General features: G+C 60.3%; 26 protein-coding genes and 1 pseudogene. 14 read left to right on the top strand and 13 right to left on the bottom strand.

The window, feature by feature from the left end:
* Positions 1–3: 3 nt before the first annotated feature.
* A complete protein-coding gene (locus ACE2AC_RS14000; protein ID WP_375688024.1) occupies positions 4–309 on the bottom strand; it encodes an ArsR/SmtB family transcription factor in 306 nt (101 codons plus the stop codon).
* A gap of 98 nt (positions 310–407) precedes the next feature.
* Here ACE2AC_RS14000 and ACE2AC_RS13995 point away from each other — a divergent pair, with 98 nt between their 5' ends.
* From ACE2AC_RS13995 to ACE2AC_RS13975, 5 genes are all read left to right on the top strand, one after another.
* Positions 408–866, top strand: a complete 459-nt coding sequence (locus ACE2AC_RS13995; RefSeq protein ID WP_375688022.1) for a YeeE/YedE family protein — start codon at positions 408–410, stop codon at positions 864–866.
* Positions 866–1,306 carry a DUF6691 family protein gene (locus tag ACE2AC_RS13990; RefSeq protein ID WP_375688020.1) on the top strand — a complete coding sequence of 147 codons (441 nt, stop codon included), beginning with the start codon at positions 866–868 and terminating at the stop codon, positions 1,304–1,306. Before ACE2AC_RS13995 ends, ACE2AC_RS13990 begins: the two co-directional genes overlap by 1 nt.
* On the top strand, positions 1,303–2,217 hold the full coding sequence (locus tag ACE2AC_RS13985; RefSeq protein WP_375688018.1) for an MBL fold metallo-hydrolase: 915 nt from the start codon (positions 1,303–1,305) through the stop codon (positions 2,215–2,217). Before ACE2AC_RS13990 ends, ACE2AC_RS13985 begins: the two co-directional genes overlap by 4 nt.
* A 56-nt stretch (positions 2,218–2,273) precedes the next feature.
* Positions 2,274–4,073 carry a SulP family inorganic anion transporter gene (locus ACE2AC_RS13980; protein WP_375688016.1) on the top strand — a complete coding sequence of 600 codons (1,800 nt, stop codon included), beginning with the start codon at positions 2,274–2,276 and terminating at the stop codon, positions 4,071–4,073.
* A 78-nt stretch (positions 4,074–4,151) separates the two neighbouring features.
* On the top strand, positions 4,152–5,099 hold the full coding sequence (locus ACE2AC_RS13975) for a collagen-binding domain-containing protein (protein ID WP_375688014.1): 948 nt from the start codon (positions 4,152–4,154) through the stop codon (positions 5,097–5,099).
* A 288-nt stretch (positions 5,100–5,387) separates the two neighbouring features.
* On the opposite strand, the gene ACE2AC_RS13970 is transcribed toward ACE2AC_RS13975, so the two are convergent.
* The 3 genes from ACE2AC_RS13970 to ACE2AC_RS13960 all read right to left on the bottom strand — a co-directional run bounded on the left by ACE2AC_RS13970 (position 5,388) and on the right by ACE2AC_RS13960 (position 8,411).
* Entirely contained in the window at positions 5,388–6,158 is a 771-nt protein-coding gene (locus tag ACE2AC_RS13970; protein ID WP_375688012.1) for an ion transporter, read from the bottom strand.
* Positions 6,159–6,241: 83 nt separating this feature from the next.
* The gene (locus ACE2AC_RS13965; RefSeq protein WP_375688010.1) at positions 6,242–6,853 is read right to left on the bottom strand and encodes an exopolysaccharide biosynthesis protein; all 612 of its coding nucleotides are present in this window, start codon (positions 6,851–6,853) and stop codon (positions 6,242–6,244) included.
* Positions 6,854–7,004: 151 nt separating this feature from the next.
* Positions 7,005–8,411, bottom strand: coding sequence for a CoA transferase (locus ACE2AC_RS13960; RefSeq protein WP_375688008.1), 1,407 nt, complete (start codon positions 8,409–8,411; stop codon positions 7,005–7,007).
* 199 nt (positions 8,412–8,610) lie between these two features.
* Here ACE2AC_RS13960 and ACE2AC_RS13955 point away from each other — a divergent pair, with 199 nt between their 5' ends.
* Entirely contained in the window at positions 8,611–8,772 is a 162-nt protein-coding gene (locus tag ACE2AC_RS13955) for a hypothetical protein (RefSeq protein WP_375688006.1), read from the top strand.
* 275 nt (positions 8,773–9,047) lie between these two features.
* Here the strand turns inward: ACE2AC_RS13955 and ACE2AC_RS13950 are convergent, their stop codons facing one another.
* From ACE2AC_RS13950 to ACE2AC_RS13925, 6 genes are all read right to left on the bottom strand, one after another.
* Positions 9,048–9,590 (bottom strand): Mov34/MPN/PAD-1 family protein, encoded by a 543-nt coding sequence (locus tag ACE2AC_RS13950; protein WP_375688004.1) that lies wholly within the window; start codon positions 9,588–9,590, stop codon positions 9,048–9,050.
* Entirely contained in the window at positions 9,590–10,231 is a 642-nt protein-coding gene (locus ACE2AC_RS13945; RefSeq protein WP_375688002.1) for a ubiquitin-conjugating enzyme E2, read from the bottom strand. The genes ACE2AC_RS13950 and ACE2AC_RS13945 overlap by 1 nt, the downstream gene beginning before the upstream one ends.
* A gap of 7 nt (positions 10,232–10,238) precedes the next feature.
* Complete coding sequence (locus ACE2AC_RS13940; protein ID WP_375688000.1) at positions 10,239–10,490, bottom strand: hypothetical protein; 252 nt, start codon at positions 10,488–10,490, stop codon at positions 10,239–10,241.
* Complete coding sequence (locus tag ACE2AC_RS13935; protein ID WP_375687998.1) at positions 10,477–11,595, bottom strand: ThiF family adenylyltransferase; 1,119 nt, start codon at positions 11,593–11,595, stop codon at positions 10,477–10,479. The genes ACE2AC_RS13940 and ACE2AC_RS13935 overlap by 14 nt, the downstream gene beginning before the upstream one ends.
* Entirely contained in the window at positions 11,588–11,707 is a 120-nt protein-coding gene (locus tag ACE2AC_RS13930; protein WP_375692114.1) for a hypothetical protein, read from the bottom strand. Before ACE2AC_RS13930 ends, ACE2AC_RS13935 begins: the two co-directional genes overlap by 8 nt.
* Before the next feature lie 122 nt (positions 11,708–11,829).
* On the bottom strand, positions 11,830–12,357 hold the full coding sequence (locus ACE2AC_RS13925; protein WP_375687996.1) for a hypothetical protein: 528 nt from the start codon (positions 12,355–12,357) through the stop codon (positions 11,830–11,832).
* Positions 12,358–13,060: 703 nt separating this feature from the next.
* Here ACE2AC_RS13925 and ACE2AC_RS13920 point away from each other — a divergent pair.
* Positions 13,061–13,855 (top strand): DUF429 domain-containing protein, encoded by a 795-nt coding sequence (locus ACE2AC_RS13920; protein WP_375687995.1) that lies wholly within the window; start codon positions 13,061–13,063, stop codon positions 13,853–13,855.
* Between the two features lie 70 nt (positions 13,856–13,925).
* Here the strand turns inward: ACE2AC_RS13920 and ACE2AC_RS13915 are convergent, their stop codons facing one another.
* The 3 genes from ACE2AC_RS13915 to ACE2AC_RS13905 form a co-directional block, all read right to left on the bottom strand.
* Positions 13,926–14,753: a hypothetical protein gene (locus ACE2AC_RS13915; RefSeq protein ID WP_375687993.1), complete on the bottom strand. Its 828-nt coding sequence runs from the start codon at positions 14,751–14,753 to the stop codon at positions 13,926–13,928.
* 339 nt (positions 14,754–15,092) lie between these two features.
* A complete protein-coding gene (locus ACE2AC_RS13910; RefSeq protein ID WP_375687991.1) occupies positions 15,093–16,067 on the bottom strand; it encodes a hypothetical protein in 975 nt (324 codons plus the stop codon).
* A gap of 379 nt (positions 16,068–16,446) precedes the next feature.
* On the bottom strand, positions 16,447–17,361 hold the full coding sequence (locus ACE2AC_RS13905) for a DUF5655 domain-containing protein (RefSeq protein WP_375687989.1): 915 nt from the start codon (positions 17,359–17,361) through the stop codon (positions 16,447–16,449).
* A gap of 539 nt (positions 17,362–17,900) precedes the next feature.
* Here ACE2AC_RS13905 and ACE2AC_RS13900 point away from each other — a divergent pair.
* The 7 genes and pseudogenes from ACE2AC_RS13900 to ACE2AC_RS13870 all read left to right on the top strand — a co-directional run.
* Positions 17,901–17,969: pseudogene (locus tag ACE2AC_RS13900) on the top strand (hypothetical protein); the annotation flags it as partial.
* 21 nt (positions 17,970–17,990) lie between these two features.
* Positions 17,991–18,671, top strand: a complete 681-nt coding sequence (locus ACE2AC_RS13895; RefSeq protein WP_375692113.1) for a tyrosine-type recombinase/integrase — start codon at positions 17,991–17,993, stop codon at positions 18,669–18,671.
* 258 nt (positions 18,672–18,929) lie between these two features.
* Positions 18,930–19,490 (top strand): hypothetical protein, encoded by a 561-nt coding sequence (locus ACE2AC_RS13890; protein ID WP_375687987.1) that lies wholly within the window; start codon positions 18,930–18,932, stop codon positions 19,488–19,490.
* Between the two features lie 66 nt (positions 19,491–19,556).
* A complete protein-coding gene (locus ACE2AC_RS13885) occupies positions 19,557–19,748 on the top strand; it encodes a helix-turn-helix transcriptional regulator (RefSeq protein ID WP_375687985.1) in 192 nt (63 codons plus the stop codon).
* On the top strand, positions 19,741–20,004 hold the full coding sequence (locus tag ACE2AC_RS13880; RefSeq protein WP_375687983.1) for a hypothetical protein: 264 nt from the start codon (positions 19,741–19,743) through the stop codon (positions 20,002–20,004). The genes ACE2AC_RS13885 and ACE2AC_RS13880 overlap by 8 nt, the downstream gene beginning before the upstream one ends.
* A complete protein-coding gene (locus ACE2AC_RS13875; protein WP_375687981.1) occupies positions 19,997–21,634 on the top strand; it encodes a bifunctional DNA primase/polymerase in 1,638 nt (545 codons plus the stop codon). Before ACE2AC_RS13880 ends, ACE2AC_RS13875 begins: the two co-directional genes overlap by 8 nt.
* The gene (locus ACE2AC_RS13870) at positions 21,634–22,407 is read left to right on the top strand and encodes a hypothetical protein (RefSeq protein ID WP_375687979.1); all 774 of its coding nucleotides are present in this window, start codon (positions 21,634–21,636) and stop codon (positions 22,405–22,407) included. Before ACE2AC_RS13875 ends, ACE2AC_RS13870 begins: the two co-directional genes overlap by 1 nt.
* Positions 22,408–22,491 lie beyond the last annotated feature (84 nt).

Here is a 22,491-nt window from a genome sequence, read left to right as displayed (position 1 = left end):
GCCTCAGGCGCAGAACGTCTCGTACAGCGCGGCCATCATGCTTTCGATCTGCGGGTCGCCCAGCGAGTAGTGGATCGTCTGCCCCTCGCGCCGGGTCGTCACCATCTCGGCGTCGCGCAACTTGGCCAGGTGCTGGCTCAGCGCCGACTGGCTGATCCCGACCGCGGCCTGCAGGCTGCCGACCGAACGTTCGCCCTTGGCCAGCTCGCACAGGATCAGCAACCGCTTGGCATTCGCCATCAGCGCGAGCCGTTCGGCAACGTAGTCCGCCCGTTCCTCGAGGTCCTGGATCGAGATCGTGGTGTCCATTTTCGGTGGCCTTTATATTAGCCTTGACTAATTTAGCATCTACTCATATTTAACCCGTCAAGCCGCGGAACGCAAGGGTCCGCTGACGGAGACATACTATGGAAACACTCACGGAAACGGCCTTCACGCCATGGGCCTCGCTGACCGGCGGCATCCTGATCGGTCTGAGCGCGGTCATGGTGATGGGCTTCTTCGGCCGCATCGCCGGGATCTCGGGCATCACCCGCGACCTGATCGGCCTCGTCACCCCCCGCTCGAACGCAACCCCCGACCGCGACTGGCGGCTGGCCTTCCTGCTCGGCCTGATCGCGGCCCCCCTCGCCTTCCTGGGCCTGGGCGGCGAGATCACCCAGACCGTCCCCGACAACCTCGTCGGCATGGCCATCGCCGGCCTCGTCGTCGGCCTCGGCACCGGGATCGGGTCGGGCTGCACCTCGGGCCACGGGGTCTGCGGGCTGGCCCGCCTGTCGAAACGGTCTCTGGCGGCCGTGCTCACCTTCATGTCCACCGGCGTCGCGACCGTCTATGTCCTGCGCCACGTGATCGGAGGCTTCTGATGCGTCCCCTCTTCGGTTTTCTCAGCGGCCTCGTCTTCGGGCTCGGCCTTGTCCTCTCGGGCATGGCGGATCCCGCCAAGGTCCTGAACTTCCTCGACATCGCGGGCACCTGGGATCCCAGCCTCGCCTTCGTGATGGGCGGCGCCAGCGTCACCGCCTTCATCGGCTACCGCCTCGTCTGGCGGCAGAAAGAGCCGGTGCTGGGCTGCGACTACGACATGCCGCGCAGCCAGAAGATCGACCGCCCGCTGCTGACCGGCGCCGCGCTCTTCGGCATCGGCTGGGGCATCGGCGGCTTCTGCCCCGGGCCGGCCTGGACCGCCCTGCCGCTGCTCTCGCCCGGCGTCCTCGTCTTCATCCCGATGATGCTCATCGGTCTCTACGCCGGCTTCAAAGCCAAATCCTCGTCCTTCTTCGTTGCAAAAGGAGCCACCCAATGACCTCGCTTCTGAAACAGCGCGTCGTGCGCCATTCCCCCTCCACCGGCGCAGGCAGCCCGGATGTCTGGGGCATCTACGAACCCGACACCGGCTCGATCCAGTACATCTGCGCCGACCCCGCGACCAGGAAGGCCGCGCTGATCGACGTCGCCTGGAATTTCGACCCCAAGCACTATCGCTTCTCGACCGAGAGCATGGACCAGGTGCTGGACCTCGCGAAGGAAAACGGCCTGACCGTGCAGTGGGTGCTCGACACCCACCCCCATGCCGACCACGTCATGGCCTCGGCCCACCTCAAGGAGCGAACCGGCGCGCCGAACGCCATCGGCGACAAGGTGACCGAGATCGCCGGGATCTGGGGCAACATCTACAACCTGCCCGACACCTTCGACCCGGACCGGGACTTCGACCACCTGTTCTACGACGGCGAGGTCTTCAAGGTCGGCGATCTCGACGTGAAGGTGATGCTCTCGCCCGGCCACACGCTGGGGTCCATCACCTATGTCTGCGGCGACGCGGCCTTCACCCACGACACGCTGATGCAGCCTGACGCCGGCACCTCGCGCGCCGACTTCCCCGGTGGCAATACCGAGGAGCTCTGGGATTCGATCCAGGACATCCTCGCCCTGCCGGGCGACACCCGGGTCTTCGTCGGCCACGACTACGGCACGTCCGAGCGCAAGGAACCGCAGTGGGAGGCGACGGTGGCCGAGCACAAGGCCGCGAACAAGCACGTCAAGGACGGCACCAAGCGCGAGGACTGGATCGCGGTCCGCGACACGCGCGACGCCACCCTGGCCCTGCCCGACCGGATCCTGGCCGCGCTGCAGATCAACCTGCGCGGCGGGCGGCTTCCGGCTCCCGAGGCCGACGGCGGGCACTACCTGAAGATGCCCGTCAACAAGTTCTGACGCCAAGGGCGCGGCGGCCCCGTCGCCGCGCCCCGCACTTTTCCGGAGGCAAGGCCGTGACCCGCCTGACCCAGTATTTCCCGGTCCTCGAATGGGGCCGCACCTACACCCGGCAGACCCTGATCAACGATGGCCTCGCCGCCGTGATCGTGACGATCATGCTGATCCCGCAATCGCTGGCCTACGCGATGCTGGCCGGGCTGCCGCCGGTTGTCGGCCTCTACGCCTCGATCCTGCCGCTGGTGCTCTACGCCATCTTCGGCACCTCCCGCACCCTCGCCGTCGGCCCGGTCGCCGTCGTGTCGCTGCTGACCGCCACCGCCGCCGGCACCGTCGCCGCCCCGGGCAGCCCCGAATACCTCACCGCCGCCATCGCGCTCGCCGTGCTGTCGGGGCTGATGCTGCTCGTGATGGGCGTCTTCCGGCTGGGCTTCCTGGCCAACCTGCTGTCGCACCCGGTCATCTCGGGCTTCATCACCGCCTCGGGCCTGCTGATCGCGGCCAGCCAGCTGCGCCACATCCTCGGCGTGCAGGCGGGCGGGCACAACTTCGTCGAAACGGTCGCCGCGCTGGTCCGCGCACTGCCCGAAACCAACCTGCCCACGCTGATCATCGGCGGGCTGACGCTGGCCTTCCTGTTCTGGGCCCGCAGCGGCCTGCGCCCGGCGCTCGAACGGCTCGGCCTGTCCGGCGGCACCGCGATGCTGCTGTCGCGCACCGGGCCCGTGCTGGCGGTCGCCGCCTCGATCCTCGCGGTCATTTTCCTTGATTTAGAGTCGAAAGGCGTCGCCATCGTCGGCGAGGTGCCGCAGGGCCTGCCGCCGCTCGCCATCCCGGGCATTGACCTCGCGCTCTGGCAAAAGCTGCTGCCGGCGGCCTTCCTGATCTCGCTCATCGGCTTTGTCGAATCCGTCTCGGTCGCGCAGACCTTGGCCGCGAAACGGCGCCAGACCATCCGCCCCGACCAGGAGCTGATCGGCCTCGGGATGGCCAACATCGCCTCGGCCTTCTCGGGCGGTTACCCCGTGACCGGCGGCTTCGCCCGGTCCGTCGTCAACTTCGACGCGGGCGCGGAAACCCCGGCCGCCGGTGCAATGACCGCCGTCGGCATCGCGCTCGCCTCGCTGTTCCTGACGCCGCTGCTCTTCAACCTGCCCGTCGCGGTGCTGGCGGCGACGATCATCGTCGCGGTCCTGTCGCTGGTCGATTTCGGCGCCCTGCGCCGGACCTGGGCCTATTCCCGCTTCGACTTCGCGGCGATGGCGGCCACGATCCTCGTCACCCTCGGCGCGGGCGTGGAATCCGGGATCATCACCGGCGTCGCCCTGTCCATCGTCCTGCACCTCTGGCGCAGTTCGCGCCCGCACGTCGCCGAACTGGGCCAGGTCCCGGGCACCGGGCACTACCGCAACATCCGCCGCCACGACGTCGTCTGCGACGCGTCGGTCCTGTCCCTGCGCATCGACGAAAGCCTCTGGTTCGGCAACGCCCGCGCGGTCGAGGGGATCGTCCAGCGCGCCGTCGCCGACCGTCCGAACCTGCGCCACCTCGTGCTGAACTGTGCCGCGGTGAACAGCGTCGACGCCTCGGCGCTGGAAAGCCTCGAGCTCATCATGCACCGCCTGTCGGACCAGCAGGTCGCCCTGCACCTGGCCGAGGTGAAGGGCCCGGTGATGGACAAGCTGCACAAGAGCGCCTTTGTCGAGGACCTGACCGGCCAGGTCTTCCTGTCCCAGCACGAGGCGATGATGACCCTCGCCCCCGACACCACGCGCCGCGCCGACCTGTCGCCACGCCCGAACATAGATGTCGCGGCGGCCGAGAAACCGGGGGGCCGGCAACAGCGCAGCTCTTGAAAATATGGCGAAACTTTGGCATGTGCTGGGGCAATTGACTGACCCAAAAAATCCAGTGATTCCATATAGGTAGTAAAAATGAAACAGTACCTGTTCGGCGCAGGGATTGGCCTTGCGCTCGCAACAATTCCGGCCGGTTTCGCCTCTGCCGCCACGCTCAGCGCCACCGAACTCCTCCAGCATTACAGCGTCATCACCTCGGGTGATTTCGTGAACTCCAGCATCGACATCGAGGGCAACGCCTATGTCGGCGGCAACCTCACCGGCGATGCGCTGTTCGACTTCGGGTCGCACGGGGCACAGCGCGCCGACGTGGCCGAGGTCGTGGTGATCGGCAACGCCGCCGGCAAGACGATCCGCGGCAACGGCGGCGGCACCACCGACGCGGTGGTCAACGGCGACGCCAGCGGCACTATCGGCGCCAACAGCACCACGCTGGTCAGCGGCCCCACCGCCAGCGCGCTGGTGCCGGACGATGCCATCGGCATCCTCAACAACCTCTCCGCCCAGCTCTACGGCCTGACTGCCACCGCCACCGCCACGGTGTCCGAGGGCAAGAAGCTGAACCTGACCGCGGCACCGACCGACGGCGTCACGGTCTACTCGATCGACGCCGCCCTGCTCAGCCTCGCCAACGGCGAGATCAACGTGGCCGACAACGGTGCCGACCTGATCGTCATCAACGTCACCGGCACCGGCAACGTCACCAGCAACTTCGTCGGCGGCGGCTTCGACAGCTTCGCCTCCAAGGTGATCTGGAACTTTGTCGACGCGACCGACATCCTGTTCGACCGCCAGTTCTGGGGTCAGATCCTGGCCCCGAACGCCACCGTGTCGAACAACAACAACCTCGAAGGCGCACTGTTCGCTAAGTCGTTCGTCCAGAACGGTGAATCGCACGTGACCACCTTCACCGGAGAGCTGCCGCCGCCGCCCTCCGCGCCGCCCGCCGTGCCGCTGCCGGCCGGCCTGCCGCTCCTGGTCAGCGCCCTCGCCGGTGTCGCCATGCTGCGCCGCCGCCGCTGAGCGGCCAACCGACCCGCGATCACCGAACGCCCGGCCCCGTGCCGGGCGTTTTCGTTCCGGCCGGAAAATCCCGTGCCCACAGTCGTTTGCCTGCACCCGCCCGGCGCACGACACGCCACCGTCCGGAACCCGTCGCAAAGATGCGGCGTTCCACCTTCCAGATCCAACACCGGCCGGAAGGAGGCCCCCATGCATTCGATCATCTACCTCGTCGGACTCGTCGTCATCGTCCTTGCGATCGTCGGCTTCGTCCTGTGACCCCGCGCACGGGCGGCATGTGCGCGGGCCTCACCGCTCCCGCAGATGCCGCTCGATCGCATCCAGCCGCCGCACCACGTCATGGCGGTAGTCGTCGGTGGCGGCGTTCACCTCGTCCGAATGCGCGTCCTGCATCGAGTTCACAATAAGACCGACGACAAGGTTCATCACCGCGAAGGTCGTGACCAGAATGAACGGCACGAAGAACGCCCAGGCCAGCGGGTAGACCTCCATCACCGGGCGCACGATCCCCATCGACCAGCTTTCCAGCGTCATGATCTGGAACAGCGAATAGGCAGACTTGCCAAGGCTGCCGAACCAGTCCGGAAAGCTTGCCCCGAAGAGTTGTGTCGCCATCACCGCCGCGATGTAGAAGATCAGCGCCATCAGCGCAAAGACCGACGCCATGCCCGGCAGCGCGGTCAGGAACCCCTCGACCACCCGTCGCAGTGTCGGTGTCACCGACACCATCCGCAGCAGCCGCAGGATCCTGAGCGCGCGCAGCACCGCCATGCCCTGCCCGGCGGGCACCAGCGCGATGCCCACGATCACGAAGTCAAAGATGTTCCACCCGTCGCGGAAGAACGACGCCCGGTGCGCATAAAGCTTGAGCGCGATCTCGAGCGTGAAGAACATCAGGCAGAACCGGTCGAGCGCGATGATCAGCTCTCCCGCCGCCGCCATGGCCGTCTCCGAGGTCTCGAGCCCCAGGATCGCGGCGTTGAACAGGATGACGGCCGTGATCGTGTGCCGCGTCCGCGGATGGTCGAGGAAGCGGGCGATGGTCTGGCGGGGCGACATGGGTTCTCCGGTTCGGGCTGGGTGACCCCTGCCAGATATCCATGGCGCCCCGATTTTCCAGACCACCCGCAACAAGTTGAGGGTCAGGTCAGCAGGAAATAGATCCCGCTGCCGACCAGCCCGAGGAATGCGATCGCCAGCACGCTGTAAAGCCCGTCGCGCACCAGGAGCGCGAGCGAGAACAGCACCACCGCCATCCCCAGCGTCGAGGACGAGAACGGCACCAGCTCCAGGAACGGCATCATCGCGCCGCAGAGGAAACAGGCGAACTCGGTGATCCAGTCGAACGGCCGCGCGACCAGGACCTGCAGCCTTGCGCGCGAATGCCGGTCCAGCCAGGCGGCGGGCTTCTCCAGCCACTTCAGCGCCCCGCGCAGCCTCTCGCTCGGCACCTCGCGGCGCATGATCCAGTCGGGCAGCCAGATGTGGTCGCGGTTGATCAGCATCTGGATCGACACCAGCGCGATCAGCAGGCCGCAGGTGGTGGAAAACAGCGGGATCCCCGACAGCGGGGACACGACCGCGAGCGCCGGGGCCATCAGCACCGGCACGAACGACGCCTCGCCCATGGCCTCGGTGATGGCGCGCAGCTGGGTGCGCTCGCCCGTGGCGGCACTGCCCATGCGCGCGATCACCTCGCGGACCGATCCCGGCTCCGCGTCGGGCGCCGCCGCGGCCGCTTCGTCACTGCTCATCCATATCTCCGTTGCGGCGCGAAGGGGGCGCGCCCCACCGATATTGGCATTGATCCCGGCAAGGTCCATGGCCCGCCCGCGAAATCGCCTGCAACTGCGGGGATGCCCCGCGGGGATCAGTCTCTAATCAGGGCGATCGGGGGCGCATGCCTCAGGCCCATTCGGCCGAATCCTGCCCCAGGACCGGCGCCTGCCTGGCCCAGAGCGGCGGCGTCGCGCTCATCCGCAGGACCGGGCCGACGTGGCGCATCGGCCCGCGGGCGCCGTCGCTTTCGACCATCACCTCTTGCAGAACGCCTGCCTCGGGGAATGCCCCCGGCGCGGCCCAGCGTCCCTGGTCCTGCAGGAACATCGCCGTCCGGCAGAGCGACACCTGCACGTGCCAGCTGCCGCCCTCCTCGGCCCGACGCTCCAGCGCGATCAGCGCACCAAGCGCCCCGAGGAAGCCGGTCACGTAGTCGTTGACCGGCAGCGGCACCAGCTCCGGCGTGGCGGGGCCGCCGTGCTCGGCGCACATGCCCGTCACGGTCTGCGCCACCTGCTCCCACCCGGCGCGGTCCGACAGCGGCCCGCCGTGCCCGTAGCACGAGACCGAGATGCAGACGATGCCCGGCCGCTCCCGCGCTAACTGCGCGGGGCCAAAGCCGCGCGCCTCCAGCCGCCCGGGGCGATAGCCCTGCAGGAACACGTCCGCCCCGCGCACCAGCGCGTGCAGCCGCGCGGCATCGGCATCCTCGTCGAGGTCCAGGAAACATGACCGCTTGCCGTGGCTGGTGTCGCGCACGAACTCTTCGACCTGCGGCGCTTTCCGCGCCGCGACCATCAGCACGTCGGCCCCGTGCTCCGCCAGCGTCCGCCCGGCCACCGGCCCGGCCAGGATGCGCGTGAGGTCCAGCACCCGCAGCCCCGACAGCGGCCGCGCCCCGCCCGGCACCGGTTCGGGTGGCGCATCGCCGATCCGCTCGATCGAGATCACCGGCCGCGCCGCCAGCGCCTGCCCGTGCGGATGCGCGCGCCACTCGGCCTCGCTCCGGACCTTGCCGCCGCAAAGGCCCGCCGCCGCGATCGCCTCTTCCAGCGCGTCCGCCTCCCACCGGCCGACCGCCGCACCGACCGAGGCGGGGTCGAGGTCGCAGTCCAGCAATTCCAGCATCTTCGCCTGCAGGTTCGGCAGGCTCAGGTGCGGCAGGACGTGGCCGCCGTCCCTGGTCGCCCAGGGCCGGATGCAGGCCCGCGCCACCTGGCGGTTGGCCGGCACCTCGGGCGCAACCCAGCCCGCCGCGCCCGGCACCCGGGTCAGCGACGACATCGCCAGCGCCGCCACCGCGTGGCGCGGGTCGCAGCTGACCACCTGCTTCGTCCCTCCGCGGGCCTGAACGATGTCGCCCACCACCCCGCCGATGGCGCCCAGCACCGCGGCCGCCGTGTCGCCGCAGCGGAACCGGCTGGGCGCCGACGGCCCGACCTCGGGCACCCGGATCTCGGTGGCAAAGGGGCGGCCGCGCAGGGCCGACAGGGCCTCGAGCGTGCCCGCCGCGACTGGCGCTTCGATGTTCATGGTCTCTCCTCCCGTGCCGCGCGGCTCGCGGTCCGCCAAGGCTAGCCCAGCCCGCGAGTCGCGCCAAAGCCCGGCGGCGGAATTCAGAAGCGTGCGACCGGCGCGGCCCCGCGTCTTGCGTGTCCGCGTGAAAAAACGCTTCCGAGATGGCGAATACCGGTGCTATACGCCGCCTCTTGCGCGACAGGGAGGCAAGACCATGCACCACAAACGAAAACGCGCCCGCAACGCCCGCGCCGGCTGCAAGCTCTGCAAGCCGTGGAAGGTGAACGGCTTCCGGACCGGCCGGGCCGAGGGCGAGAAATTCGCCGATCACCGCCGCCGGTCAGCCGCCCGCAGCGCGGTGCGCGATCACGCCTGACGACATCCGCGCCCCTGCGCCGCATGACGCGGGCGGGCGGGTCTATCAATCCTTGGGAAAAGTGGTGCCGCTGAAGGGACTCGAACCCCCGACCCCATCATTACGAATTTTGCCGTCCATGTGTTGGACATGACCAGACCAAGCCGCTTTAAGTCGTACAAACCATTACGATTGCTTGACTAATTCTTCGATCGATCTTGGACGGTGCCGGCAGAGGTATGAGAACGTTTGACGTACATCCCCTACTAGTCCCCTACTAGCGACGACATACGGCGTTAGTACTTGAGGATCGATTTGGAGTTTAACTGCTGACTGTCACCGCCGAAAAACCAGAGCTCTTCGTCTCGAACAGGATCAATAACGAGCCCGAGCGAATATTCTGTGTCAAAAAAGCTTTTTTGCGTCTTTCGATCTGTACCACTGAAAAATACGCCGAGGTTTGGGTGACTGTGATACCAGCCCACAATGAACTCTCCTTCCTCAGAAGCAGCGCTTGCAGAACTCCAAACGTCAGTATCCATACGTAGCGAAACTGCCGTACCTTGAAAGCTGGTGGCACGAGTTGACTTCGTCACGTGCACAACTACACGTCCCTGATCAGAAGCCATCCCATAGGCACGCCCTAGCAGCAGTCCACCCATTTCGACTGACTTCTCACCAAGATGCGCATAAATTTGAGCATGAATGTCTGAAGCTATGACAACTGACGTAGCGCGGATACCCCCCAACAGCCAACAGTTGGCTGCAAGGTCCATTTGAGAGCAAAGCTCAGAAACCGGGTACCAACGGAAGTCTGGTTCTACGTCATCCCACTTCATCACGTTTTCACATCAAATTTGTTGTCGCATTTTGGGCACTTAACCAAACCCGACTTTCCAGCCGGTAAAGACAGCTTCGCTGAGCATTTTGGACAGGAAACAACCGTTTTGCCTGACTTGTCCGCCGGAATATTTCCCCATTTAAGAGTTCTCTTTACCTCCGTGTCCTTCAAATCACTGCTGTCGCTAGGAAAGGCACCTGGATTGCTGGCCATCAGCCCTCGGTACCACCTAAGCGCGTCACTGTTTGCTGGAGACTGTTCATTTAGCACATCCGCATCGTATGCAATTATCTTCGCTACGCGCTTGATCAGAAGGTCCAAACCTTGAGAGGGCATCCACTTCACGCCAAGGCAGATCTGGCCAGACGCGTACACGTTAGGATGCAATATCGGAGTATCAACTTGAACCTGGGGTTCAACAAATGGATACCGCGCCGGGAGCTTTATCGTTAAATCAGTGATGGTTTGAACATCTCTTGGGTAACTCTTTGTTCCCGCAGTTTTTATCTTCAACCTGACCCTTATTAGGTTCACCGGTTGGCCGGCGGCCGACAGCACCTCGACCTTTCCACCGCTGCCTGCAGCGAGTGTCCGAAGCTTCTCTATGTCTTGACCTCGTCTCTCGTCGAAGGCTGACATCTGGATTCTACCCCGCAACCAAAACCGGTTGCACTTCTAAAATATTCCCGTCCTCGACTGCACCTTTTGCTAGCTGCTGCGTTGGCGCAAGAACTTGACCGGTGGAAACGTTCACGAGGCTGTAATCTGTGTCAGTTGGAAGGGCCCAATTGTCTACAGCAGCCTGCATTACATCGGCACTGGTGTTAGACCTCTCCATTTCAACTTCGGCCTTCCTAGTTTGGTCAGCCGTTCTCACAATGACCTTAACTTGCTCCATGTTTGCTCTCCTCGAATTCCAGTACGTAGATTTCATCAAACGATCTCACTATCGCGAACTTACAGGGCATGTCGCGATCGGGAAATCGTTCAACCAGTTCTGAAAGCACGAACTGGTCTCGGATATCAACCACCACGCTATCAGGATCCTCTGATACTGATTGAGTGAAGGTGCTATCATAATCCGATGCATTCTCGAAGACGACCGTCAAGGTATCATTAGCCTGGTATTGGACTAAGATCGGCTCACTCGTCTCGATCGTTTGCTCCACATCTTCGGTGTAATCAAGTTGACCTATTCGGCGTCTTGATTTTACATGCATCACATTCGCGTCGCCAAAGCGTCCGCAGCAAGGGCAAAGCGGGTTTCTGGCGATTTTTGATCGGCTTGTAGTGCCGTTTATTGTATCGGCAAAAAAGCGAATAGAGTGCTCGCCTGCTTCTGTGTCGCCCAGCCTCAACCCACTTGAAACGGCAAGATACCCGGCCGCCGCAGATGTCAAAATTGTTGTCGGAATCTTTTTCTCAACATAGGAGAGTTTCTTCAGGCTGCCACAAGAATAGCGCTCCGAGATACGAGTGTATACACTGGGTGGCAAGCTGCATTCATAGCAGGCTGCCGACACTGAAGAGGAAAACGGAAACGTTTCAACAACTGCGTTTCGGCTATCCAGGCCAGCATTTATAAGGTCAACTTTTCCCAGAAAGCAAAGTGTGTTGCACTTTATCCTGGCCTCAAAGCTGTCCACACAGCAGAATACGACATCTGCAGCCTTAAGCTCATCTATTCTAAGTAAGTTCCAAAAATCACCGACGAAGGCAGTCGCAGCTATATTGGGATCGAGATCAGAAATGCGCTGTGCTGCAACTTCAGATTTGTAGCGACCAACATCGGTATCGCGAAATAGGACGCTTCGGGTTAGGTTGTGTTCCTCAATTTTATCACAATCATAGATCTTAATTTTCCCGACGCCAAGAAGCGCCAAATTCTTTAATACTTCATTGCCAACGGCTCCAGCGCCGATGACAATAACTTCTGTGTCTGCGATCGCACTTTGGGAGAACCAGTCAATCAGGTCATGCCGGAGGTATCGGATTTTATCCATTTTGTTTCGAGAGCTTTTCGTACGCGGAGTTTATAAGCTTTAGAACTTCCTGGTTGTACTGTGTCATGAATACATCAGAGCCATCTGGATGATATGTCTTAACTAGCTGCATATAAGCGGATCTTATCTGCTGTTTGGATGCGCTTTCGCTTACGCCTAATAATTCACGTGGACTTTGCGCTCTTTTTCGTTCGAGTTCGCTATAATACTTTTTTTCAATGTCCTTCCATTTCATTATTTAGCCCCCAAGATCATACTACGCTCGGAGATGATGATCTCTGGACCGAAGGTCTGGTGGTTGATGAGAAGACCTCTGACCTTCACGGTTCGTCCCTCCAGGCCCTTGATATATGACGCTCCACCCACCTTGTTGACAGCCCCACGGAAGAAAACCAGCTTTAATCCTTTGGTCCAAGACTTCCGCTCGAACATAAGTGCATAGTCGGAACCCCGTTGACTTACCTTCACGGCGACTACCTTGGCCTCAAGGGTAACAACCCTGTTGTAGTGGCTCCGGAAGTCGCTGAGAGTGATGACATCCGGGTCATAGTTCCGTCCTTTGGCAGCGCCTTCCTTTCCGGAAGCAAGAGGCACAATCTGAGCGCTGCCGCAGGATACGCACAGTGACGAGTTCTCGCTTTGAAGAACAGCGAGGCTTTCATCGTGGTAATAGACCTTGCAGCTTTGGCATTGATTGAGCCCGAGCTTGCGATCGAGGGGGGCGCCAGTGAAAGCGTCATTCAGCCCTTCAAGAGAACTCATGTCGAGAGATGCTTCGCTTCCAGCGCTCGAACCCCCGAAGTCAATCTTTGGTCGGTTTCGCGGACTTGATGACGGTCTGTATGTGGAATCGCTCTTTGGACGTTGTCTTTGTGCTGGCCTGGCCTGCTGAGTCGATCCGTGGCTTGGTCCTCTTCGCTGAGGGTCGTTGGCACCGAAGACACCCTTCAAGACCGCAAAGACTACCCAGGCGCTGAATATCAAGAGTAGAAGTTCCACGGTGGCCCTATCGTGTAATCTCTGTCAGCTTCCTAACTCTTGTTAAAAAAGCTTTTTTCCGACAAGTGTCATCAAGATTCGTCCCGTATGTGAAACTTTCGGTCTGCGGTTGGCTGGAAGCTCAGTTCTCTTTGCTGCAGAAATCGATTGCTGGAAGCACGTCGATTTTGGCATCGGTCCCCAACTGTTTACTCTCTTGAGTAGCGTTTTCGCGTTTGGACCATATTCGGCCCGCTGACCGCTGTGCGTCCGCATTTAGAATGCAGCCGTCTCTTGGCACTGGCCGCAGAAAACCCCGTAACCGCAATAGACCTGGGCGCACCCCACCCCATGCATGGCCTTCCCGTATCCAGGCTCGGGTGCGCCCTCCCGGTCAACCCTCTCTGGTTTGTTGCCGGCGGGACGACAAGACCGGTTGTCCAACCTGCCCCAGTGAGCGACAACAGGAGCAATCGATGGAGCAAACTTGGTAGCGGTTCTTGGCATAGACGCTGCTTGGACACCGAAGCAACCTAGCGGTCTTGCTGTTGGCGTTAAGAAGGGTGCGCGATGGCAGATTGTCGTTGCCCGCAAGTCATACGCGGACTTCCTTGGCGATCCGAATAGGTCGGATGCGTTGCCGCCAGTAGAAAATCTTCTGAACGCAGCGGAGCGCATGGCCGCTCGACCAATCGATCTGGTAAGCATCGACATGCCGCTTTCTAAGGCGGTGATCAACGGGCGACGCTTGGCAGACAATGCAATATCGTCTGCCTACGGTGCACGAAAAGCCGGCACGCATACCCCATCATCCGAGCGCCCCGGTCCGATCAGTTTCAAATTGATGTCGGGGCTTGAGGCTTCAGGATACCCATTGATTACAAACTCAGTAACCTTGCCTGGAACAATTGAGGTATACCCTCATCCGGCCTTGATAGAGCTTACCGGCGCGTCCGAAAGGCTGACGTACAAGGCGGCCAAGCTTAGGCGCTATTGGCCCGAGCTTGTCCCCAGCCAGCGTCGAGAGAGATTGGTCGAGACATGGCAGGAGATAATCAATCATCTGGAAGCCAAGGTTGATGGAGCAGCTGAACAGCTGCCTACAATCTCCTCAAGCGCGACCGGTCGCGAGCTGAAGGCCTTCGAGGACATGCTTGACGCCATCGTTTGTGTCTGGGTTGGCATCGAAACGATTGAAGGCAGGTCTAAAGCTTATGGTGACGAAAACGCGGCGATTTGGGTACCCAGTCCTAGCGTCCAAGCCACCGCGGGTGGCAGCTAAGGTCCATTATGTTAACCGTTGGTCGCATCGCACACACGCAGCTCGCCTGAGCGAACTGACAGTACCGGCCTCAAGGGCTCTCAAATGCGGCTCTGTCTATCTGTCGGACTATGAAGTCAGAATTTATGACGCGCCCAAATCGCGATTCTTCACCGCCTCGTATGACAATTCCCAGCCACTTCACTCGAAAATCTCCTTGGTCTCGTACTACCTCGAAGACTGGGGAACCGCTCATCCCATCCTCGAAGTAGCGATCCTCCGCGACAGTCCTAAACACGTACACGTCGTCGGAAGTTGTCTTTTCTACCAGTTCCACAAAGCTCGATACGACGAGCAAATCAACCGCACCGTTATGGTAGTCGACGTTTTGCAGCCTAGTCGGGTAGCCAAGATTCAAGGCTATTTTGCCAACCTCCGCAGCGATCCCATTATTTTGAGACACCTCCAGAAATTGCGAAGCCAGAGTTCTGTGGGGATACTGAGATGGATCAAACTCGTAGATAGTGAAATCCAAATTATCTTCACGTTCAATTTCTTCGGATACATCGATGGTCCACATTGTGCTGGGCGTTATCACCGACTGACCAGGATCGCAGACTACCCCTAGCTGACCAGTTTCACCGAGTTTTCGTTGGTGGTCGGTGGAAATTGCAAAATAGCGTCCTCTATACTTGATGCCTGACGCGCTTCCCAGGTGCTGGAATTGATAGACACTGTCGTCGGTGCAGTTGACGAACCGCAGTGCGTAGCGACCAAGGTGCTTTTGAAGTTCTTTAGGACTTACAAATAGCGGCCCTACTTGGATCGCGGTCTCCAGCGTGTATCCTGTTATTCCAAGACTTTTGAGAAGATTGAACTGCCCCTGCAAGAAAAGCTCCATAATGATCTCTGGCGGCATACACCAAAGGGCGCGAGACATCGTCTAAAGCAACAGCGAACACGCTTCCCCATTCGAGAATGACTGTAATTCAGCACCTCGATCAACTGCTACTATTGTGGAGCTCATCGTTTCCGTACGAGTGTTCGCATCGGAGGCCAGGCAGCCTTGTTTGGCGAATTTGAGCTCCATGGCGCGTAAGCGCCCATATGTTAACTGCCGGTTGCCCTGCATGCCGGGCGCGCCAAACCCGGCAAACACGGTAAACCCGGTACACCCCACCCTATGGACGGCTTTTTTGGGCTTGCTCGGTGGCTGCCCTCTCCCAGTCCACCCTGTCTTCTTGTCAAAACTTCCCAATTAGGAAAAATCCTTCAACGACTCAACAAGTCGCCTGAACTCCGCATTGTCGTCAGCGCCCTTCCAACGGTTAGCAAACTTGCAGACGATCTGTAGATTACCCGGTTCATAGTGCCCATTGCTGTCAATACGATCTAGAGATGCGCGCATTTCGGGGTCACCGTCCGTCTCGTTGAAATTGATTGGCAATCCAGTCAGGGCACAATGCCTATCCTGATCGGCAATAAGGGTTTCAATGTATACACGGAGCGCTTCTTCTGAAGTGAAACCAAGATCCTTGACCTTTAGGTTCCGTTCTACTGTCTGCCCATTGGCTTGCGCCACTGTTTGGAGGGCTGTCCGAGCCATGCGCCACGCCGCCTTTTGTTCGTCGTTAAAGACGACAACAGCCCCAGCCTTGGACTTCGATTGCTCTATCTTTGCCTTCCACTCGCTGCGGTCGTGCCAGGGAGCAAGATCTTCACCCCTAATCAACGCGAGCGCATACGCAGCGTAGTCAGCACCCAACTGCTGCATAGTTGCTTCAGTAGCAAGGAAGTCCTTCGACTTCGGGTGTAGGCCCGCCCAAGGCAGGGGGTTCCCCTTCACAGACTTGTTGGACCATGGTTCGCACTGCTTATGGCAGATCACTACCTTACGCCTGCGCCCTATCGGCTCGTCGAGCTCCTCGAACACAGGAGAGCCAGGTAACGACTCCGTCCACCACAAGTGGTCCGCATCGCTATGCAACCAGATATCACCACTGCTTTCAGTGATGTTGGTCATCAAATTGAACCATCGTGACGCCACTGCGCGGGTGGGTACGTTTCCGGCGGCGGTCAACGTTCCCATTCTGTTTCTGATATACCCTTCTCGATCGCCGGCCGCCCAAAACGGCTGCGCCTCGACTGTATTCATGGTCGCAATGGTTCCACGGCGCAGACACTCTGGCCACGCATAGTTTTGTTCGCCAAAATTTGCGACGAAAACCTTCATCTATTTGTCTTGTTGGACCAGCTCGAGATGGACAACGTGAAGTCTCGTTATCCGGCTTCCTTCTAGCGGACGGATCTCTTTCGAGATAACCCGCCAACTTGATGTGTCAGGCTCCGAGTTCTCAGCTCTCATGTTTCCGGTATCTGGATCGCGAGAGCCTTTCTGGATTACGGCTCGCACCTCTTGCCCTTGCCGAAAGTCATCAAAATACTTCGCATGCACATGGGTTTCGGCGCCATTTCCGTCTATCAAGTGGTCCCAGATGGACACCACTTCCACACCGTCTGATGCGGTCATGTGCCATTGCCGATGTATCCCCGAGGCTCCCAACGTAGCGAATGCAGCACGTCTGTTCATCAATTCTCTCCCAGATATTCGACTATGAAGCCTCGTAACTAGCTTCGAACAGCGGTTTCGCCCGCTCGAAGTCAGCTTCATTCGAAATCGTCACTTCGAGATCGCCAGTGCCGAAATGACCGATCTTTCGAACATCGCGTGTAAACCCGTCCTGCAGGTCTACGGTGTCTGGATTGACCTTCAGGTACACCAGCACCTTGCCGGTCTGAGGCCGAACCTCGACACAGGCGAAGTTCTTGATCCGCCGAAACGCAAAATAGAACTTGAGGGTTTTCTCCTGAACGTCATCCCCCAGTGCCAGAAGATAGGCCCTTACCGCTTCAAAACGGTCCTTCAGCCCCTGGTCGCTCTGCGCCAGATATTCGCTTGCAGTCTTGTACACCGTGTTGCCGGGCTTCGGCTTGCCGTTGTCGGGTAAGGTGGTTTTAGTCGGCTCGGCCGATGCTGCAGTCAGCTGCTCCAGAAGCAAAAGATCGTCGCCAAAGCGCAGGTATCGGATCAGCTCGATGTTGCGGTTCATCTGATTGACGGCATGTGTGTCGTACTTGGTGAAATCACCGGCGATGCAAATCAAACGCGGCGCTGACCACTCGATCTGATCGGAGACCTCCTTGCCCAGAGTATCCATCACGAGGATCCGAAAATCGGCCTGATGGTCCATCAACCAGTCGAGGTAGAACAAACCTTGGTTGATGACGTTTTCGTTTGTGCTGCGCTTGTACTCGATGATGACGGGACAGTTGTTTTCGTCGATGCCAAGCGTGTCCATGCGGCCGCGATTGGACGTTCGGTATTCCGACGCCAGAAAGCGGACCCCCAACAGCGGCTCCAAATTTCGCTCAAAGATATCCTGCAGTGACTTTTCGAGTGCCACTGCCCGGCCATCGAGTTCGTCGACCGAATTCGCCCCGAGCTTGAAAAGCTTAATGTCTGCCATCGCCTCAACACGTCCTCAAGAATCTCGTTTCCCGCTTATTCCTTTCGCGGTTCTCTCAAACACCTTAGCCGCGCTTTTCGTTTGAAAAAAGGCGGTTAGGCGGTGACCCCGCCCCATGCACGGCGATGGACGTGAGGGCGCCTCAGGCTTCTCTCGGTGCACCGTCTCTACCGACCTACTTGGAACCATCTGCACGGGTCTTGAACATCACCAGCTAGTGTCGGCTCCGAAGACACGTTCGAGGCAACTAACTCTTTAGCCGGTGATCCTGCAGATCCCGGCTCATGCGCGCGCACGTAAGACAGCACCGGACAAAGAACGATAAGCATCTGATAATGATTGCTTTTTCGAGATTTCATGCTTAAGTTGAGTTGAGGCCACAGGAGGTCTCAATGCCATCACTTCGTTTCACCAAACGCGCCGTTGAGGCGCTTCCTTATCCCTAAAAGGGCCAAGTCCTTTACCGTGACGAGCTACTCCGCGGGTTCGGAGTCCGTGTCGGAGCTCAGTCAAAGGTCTTCTATGTTGAAGGTCAGGTAGCAGGACGAACGCGCCGCGTAACCATCGGCCGTGCTGACGCCGTACCGGTGGATGAAGCGCGCAAGCGGGCGCTAGGCATCCTCAGCGAGATGGCCGCCGGTGTTGACCCCAACGCCGAAAAGCGGCGGGTCGCGCAGGAAAGCCTGACGCTCGGCCAAGCATTCGATCGGTTCTTTGACACCCGTAGCAGCCTCGCGGACAGCACCCGCGAAAGCTACCAACGCACTGCAAACCTGTACCTGAACGACTGGAAGCGGTCCCCGATCACCAGCGTCACCCGCCAGATGGTACTCAAGCGCCATCAGCGTATCGCCAAGGAACACGGCCAGGTCACCGCAAACAACGTCATGCGGCATCTTAGATCCGTATATAATGTGACCGCTGCGGCGCATGATGAATTCCCGCCGAACCCGGTCAATATCCTGACCCAGGCGCGCGCCTGGTACCCGGAGCGGCGGCGGCGTGGCGCTGTCTCTGCCCAAGACCTGCCGGCCTGGTGGGCGGCTGTGATGGAAGAGCCCGACTACGCACGCGACTTCCTGCTGATCGCGCTGTTTACCGGCATGCGGCGCAATGAAATCGCCGCCCTCCGATGGGAGCAAGTGAATCTGGAAGAGCGCGCGTTGCATATCCCCAAGACCAAAAACGGTGATCCTCTCGATCTGCCGTTGGCCGACTATCTCGTGACCCTGTTGCGCAATCGGAAGAAACAGGCCGGTTCGATCACCTTGGGTCTTCCCGAGTTCGGGCAAGAAAGGCCATATCGTTGAGACCAAGAAATTCACTGCGCGTGTGGCGGAGCGGAGCGGCGTCGGCTTCACACTGCATGACCTGCGCAGGACATTTATTACTATCGCGGAAAGTCTGGACATCCCGCACTACGCCTTGAAGCGACTGTTGAATCACCGGCTTTCGGGTGACGTGACCGCCGGCTACATTGTCAGCGATCTGGAGCGGCTACGCGGACCAGTTTCGTTGGTAGCGGCAAAAATTCTAAGGCTGGTGGCCGGCCGTAACGAGGACGCAGCATGAATGACGACTGGCGAAACAATGCTGCAGCCGTCGCGATTGTCGAATTTGCGCTCCGCAGCGTGATCCGCGCGCATCCGAGCGGTGACGACGAAGGGCAACGGCTTCGGACGGCGATGAAGATGTTGTTTGGGATCGCGCCCTCTCGAGGAAAGCCCACGGAACCGGACCTTGAAGAGTTGCTATTTATGGCGCGAGGCTATGCGGCAGACCGCGGTACCGACTACTCATTTGGCGATAACTACACCCCCCGATGGTCTGACGATTCCGAATTCGATGCCCGCAGCACAACTGCGTTGGCCAACGCGGCCATCCAAGCGCGGCTCCAATTAGACCCGAACTACAAACCGCATAATACCGACGAGAAGGTTCGCAACCTTGTCGACAAATTTCAGCGGAGCCGAGATGGGCTGCTCCGTCTTGTCGTCGGTTGGGGCGACGACGGCGGGGCCGATGTGTTCGTCCAAAACGTGATTGGCCTTCGTGAGACTCTCGAACTGCTGGGGATCCCCATCGCAGACCTTACAGCGCCGAACCGGGAGCGTAATACACCGAATTAAACGCGCTGACCGCTGACGAAAGCTGTGAATATTGGAAGACCTCCTTGAATTGAATGGAGGTCTCCCATGACCGAAAAAGAACGGAAACTGTTGGATACCAAGAGCGCTGCAATGCGCCTTGGTCTCAGCCACCAAACGCTCGAGAAGTGGCGCTCCCTAGGAACCGGTCCGCAATATGTCCGCATCGGCACGAAGGCGATCCGCTATCGCCCATCTGACCTCGATGCGTTCGTCAATGAGGACTGCGATCATGCGTGATGAGATTCCTCGCGTCACGACGACGTTCTTCACGGTCATGGTCATTGCGCATGACGTCCGGAAAAAAGCACTCATCAATGAGGGTGCTCTCTCGAAGTTGACGGTCACCAGCAAGGCTTATTGGGAAGAGTTGCGCATGACCGGACGTGGGCCCAGGTACTGCGAGGACCTGGGGCAGGTTTGGTATCGGCTCGCCGACGTCCAGGACTGGCTAGAAGAAAACATCTTCAAAGATCGGGAGGTGCGCCATGACTGAGCATCCTGTGCGCCTCTCCGACTCCATGTCCACACCTGCTGGTGCGGCGATGGAATATGTAAAACTGGGTTGGGAGCCGCTTCGGCTCCCCCCTCTTAAGAAGTCGCCTGCTGGGAAATGGAAAGAACCCCGGGAATGGACTGAGGCCAAGATTCAGGCTGCCTTTTCTGATGACAGCAACGTAGGTATCGCGCTTGGCGAGCGTTCCAGTGGCTTAGTCGATATCGACTTTGACTGCCGCGAGGCAGCCGAACTCGCCAAAATTCTGTTGCGGGATTACCCGAGCTTTGGTCGACCTAGCTCACCTCATAGCCACCGCGTCATCCAGGCCGAACTCAAGAAAGGGCGCTATACCTTCGAGCTGCCGAAAGAAGCTGCTGTTAAGCTGGGCGCAGCCCGTGCCATGCTTCTCGAGGTGCGTGGTGACGGGCATCAAACCATGTTCCCGCCGTCGACCCATCCGAGCGGTGAGAAAGTTCAATGGCACATTGGCGCGATCTCGGCGCCCTTGGTCGAACCTGAAGAGCTTCTGAAGCTTTGTGGGGTAATCGCTACGCTATCTGTGGTTTCGATGGCCTATCCGAATATTGCGGGGGAGCGGGACGAAATCGCCATGATGCTGGCCGGTGTCCTGGTGCGCGCGGGCTTCGAGGACGAACTGATCGACGACTTGATCGAGTGCGTTGCAACTCTTGGAGGAGATGAGGAAGCCCACAAGCGCCGCGGCAAATCATCCGCGACCCGCGCCCGAATTGACGCGGGCAAGGGAACGTGGGGATTGCCTGAACTTTGTTCCCGCCTGGGAATCGAAGAGGCAGAGCCGGCGATGCGCAAGTGGCTCGGCTCCGAAGGCGCCGCAAAACGTGGCGTGCGCTCGGACCGGCCGGTGATCTTCATCCGCGGGGGCAACCTGCCTGCGGAGGTGGATGAAGCAGAGGCAGCCCTCCTCGCAGCTGGGCTTGGCGTTTATCAGCGGGGTGAAAGCCTCGTGCGCGTCGTGCGCCTGCCTCACAGCGAGGGTGATGACGGCGTTAAACGCCCTAGCGGCGCGCTGCTCATCCATCCTGTCAGTGTGGCCTGGCTGCGGGAAAAATTCGCGATCTCGGCAGTATGGATGAAACACGGCAAGGAGGAGCCTTACCCCATCAATCCGCCCACTGAACACGCACGAGCCCTGCTGGCGCGCGTTGGCGAATGGCGCGCGCCGGTACTGCGGGGCGTCGTGTCCTGCCCCACGATGCGGGCCGACGGTACGATCCTCCAGGAACCCGGTTATGATGCTGCGTCGGGCCTGCTCTATGATCCCGGGGGCGTGGTGTTTCCCCAGGTACCCGAAACGCCGACCCTTGCGGATGCGCAAGAGGCGATGCGGATTCTGAAGAAACCGTTTCGCGAATATCAGCTGCCGACCTCAGCCGACTGGTCGGTGCTGTTGGCTGCCGTGGTTACCTCGGTGATTCGCCGCGTCCTCCCATCCTCTCCGCTGTTCGCGATCGACGCACCGACGGCAGGTTCGGGCAAGACGCTCATGTGCGAGGCGGTTGGCGTGATCGCCTCTGGCTACAAGCCGACCATCATCTCGCAGGGAAAACGCCGGAGGAAGACGAAAAGCGCCTGGCGAGCATCCTGATGGCCGGGGACGCCGTGCTGGTAATCGACAACTGCGAGCGCCCGCTCGGCGGCGATACGCTGTGTTCGATGTTGACGTCCGAGGTGATCGCCTCGCGGATTCTCGGCAAGTCCGAGATGAAGCAGGTTCTTACCAACGTTCTGGTCATGGCAACGGGCAACAACCTCGAAGTCATCGGGGACCTGGGGCGCCGCACCCTGGTTTGTCGCATCGACACTGGCGTCGAGCGGCCGGACCAAATCGACCATTCGTTCGAACTGATCGAAGAGGTTCTGGTAGACCGCCCGCGCCTCGTCACGGCGGCGCTGACAGTGCTGCGCGCCTATGTCGTGGCCGGCAAGCCTAATCGCATGATCCCCATGGGGTCTTTCGAAGGCTGGAACTTGGTCCGCGAAGCCCTGGTATGGCTCGGCGAGGAAGACCCTGCCGTTACGCGCGAAAGTGTCATCGCGGATGACCCGCGGAAAAACGAGCTCGCCGAGCTTTTTGAACTGTGGGCTGAAGCGATTGGTGGACGCTCGGTCATCTTGGCGGAGTTGGCGGACGAGGCCGCCAAATCTCCTCGTTCGAAATCCGCAGCGCTGCATCAGGCTCTGGCGGAGCGGACCTATAAGCAGGTCTTCAATACGCGCAGCGTCGGACGCTACCTGGCAAAGCACAAAGACCGCCTTGTCGGCGGGCGTGTCCTGCGCTGCGAAGATGACCCTTCGGGGGTGAAACGCTATCGGCTGGAAACCCCAGGGGCACCACCGGCCATCGATGCACCGTTCTAAAAGGTCAGTCATGACACAATGGTGGGGTCGGCATTGCCGGCCCCACTGGTTTAGCGGGTATGCCGGGTTTGTTTTGCCTGCCAT

Source organism: Pseudooceanicola sp. LIPI14-2-Ac024, assembly GCF_042188925.1.
Classification (GTDB): Bacteria; Pseudomonadota; Alphaproteobacteria; order Rhodobacterales; family Rhodobacteraceae; genus Pseudooceanicola.
The sequence above is the reverse complement of the archived record's forward strand: the minus strand, read 5'-3'. Positions and strand labels throughout refer to the sequence as shown.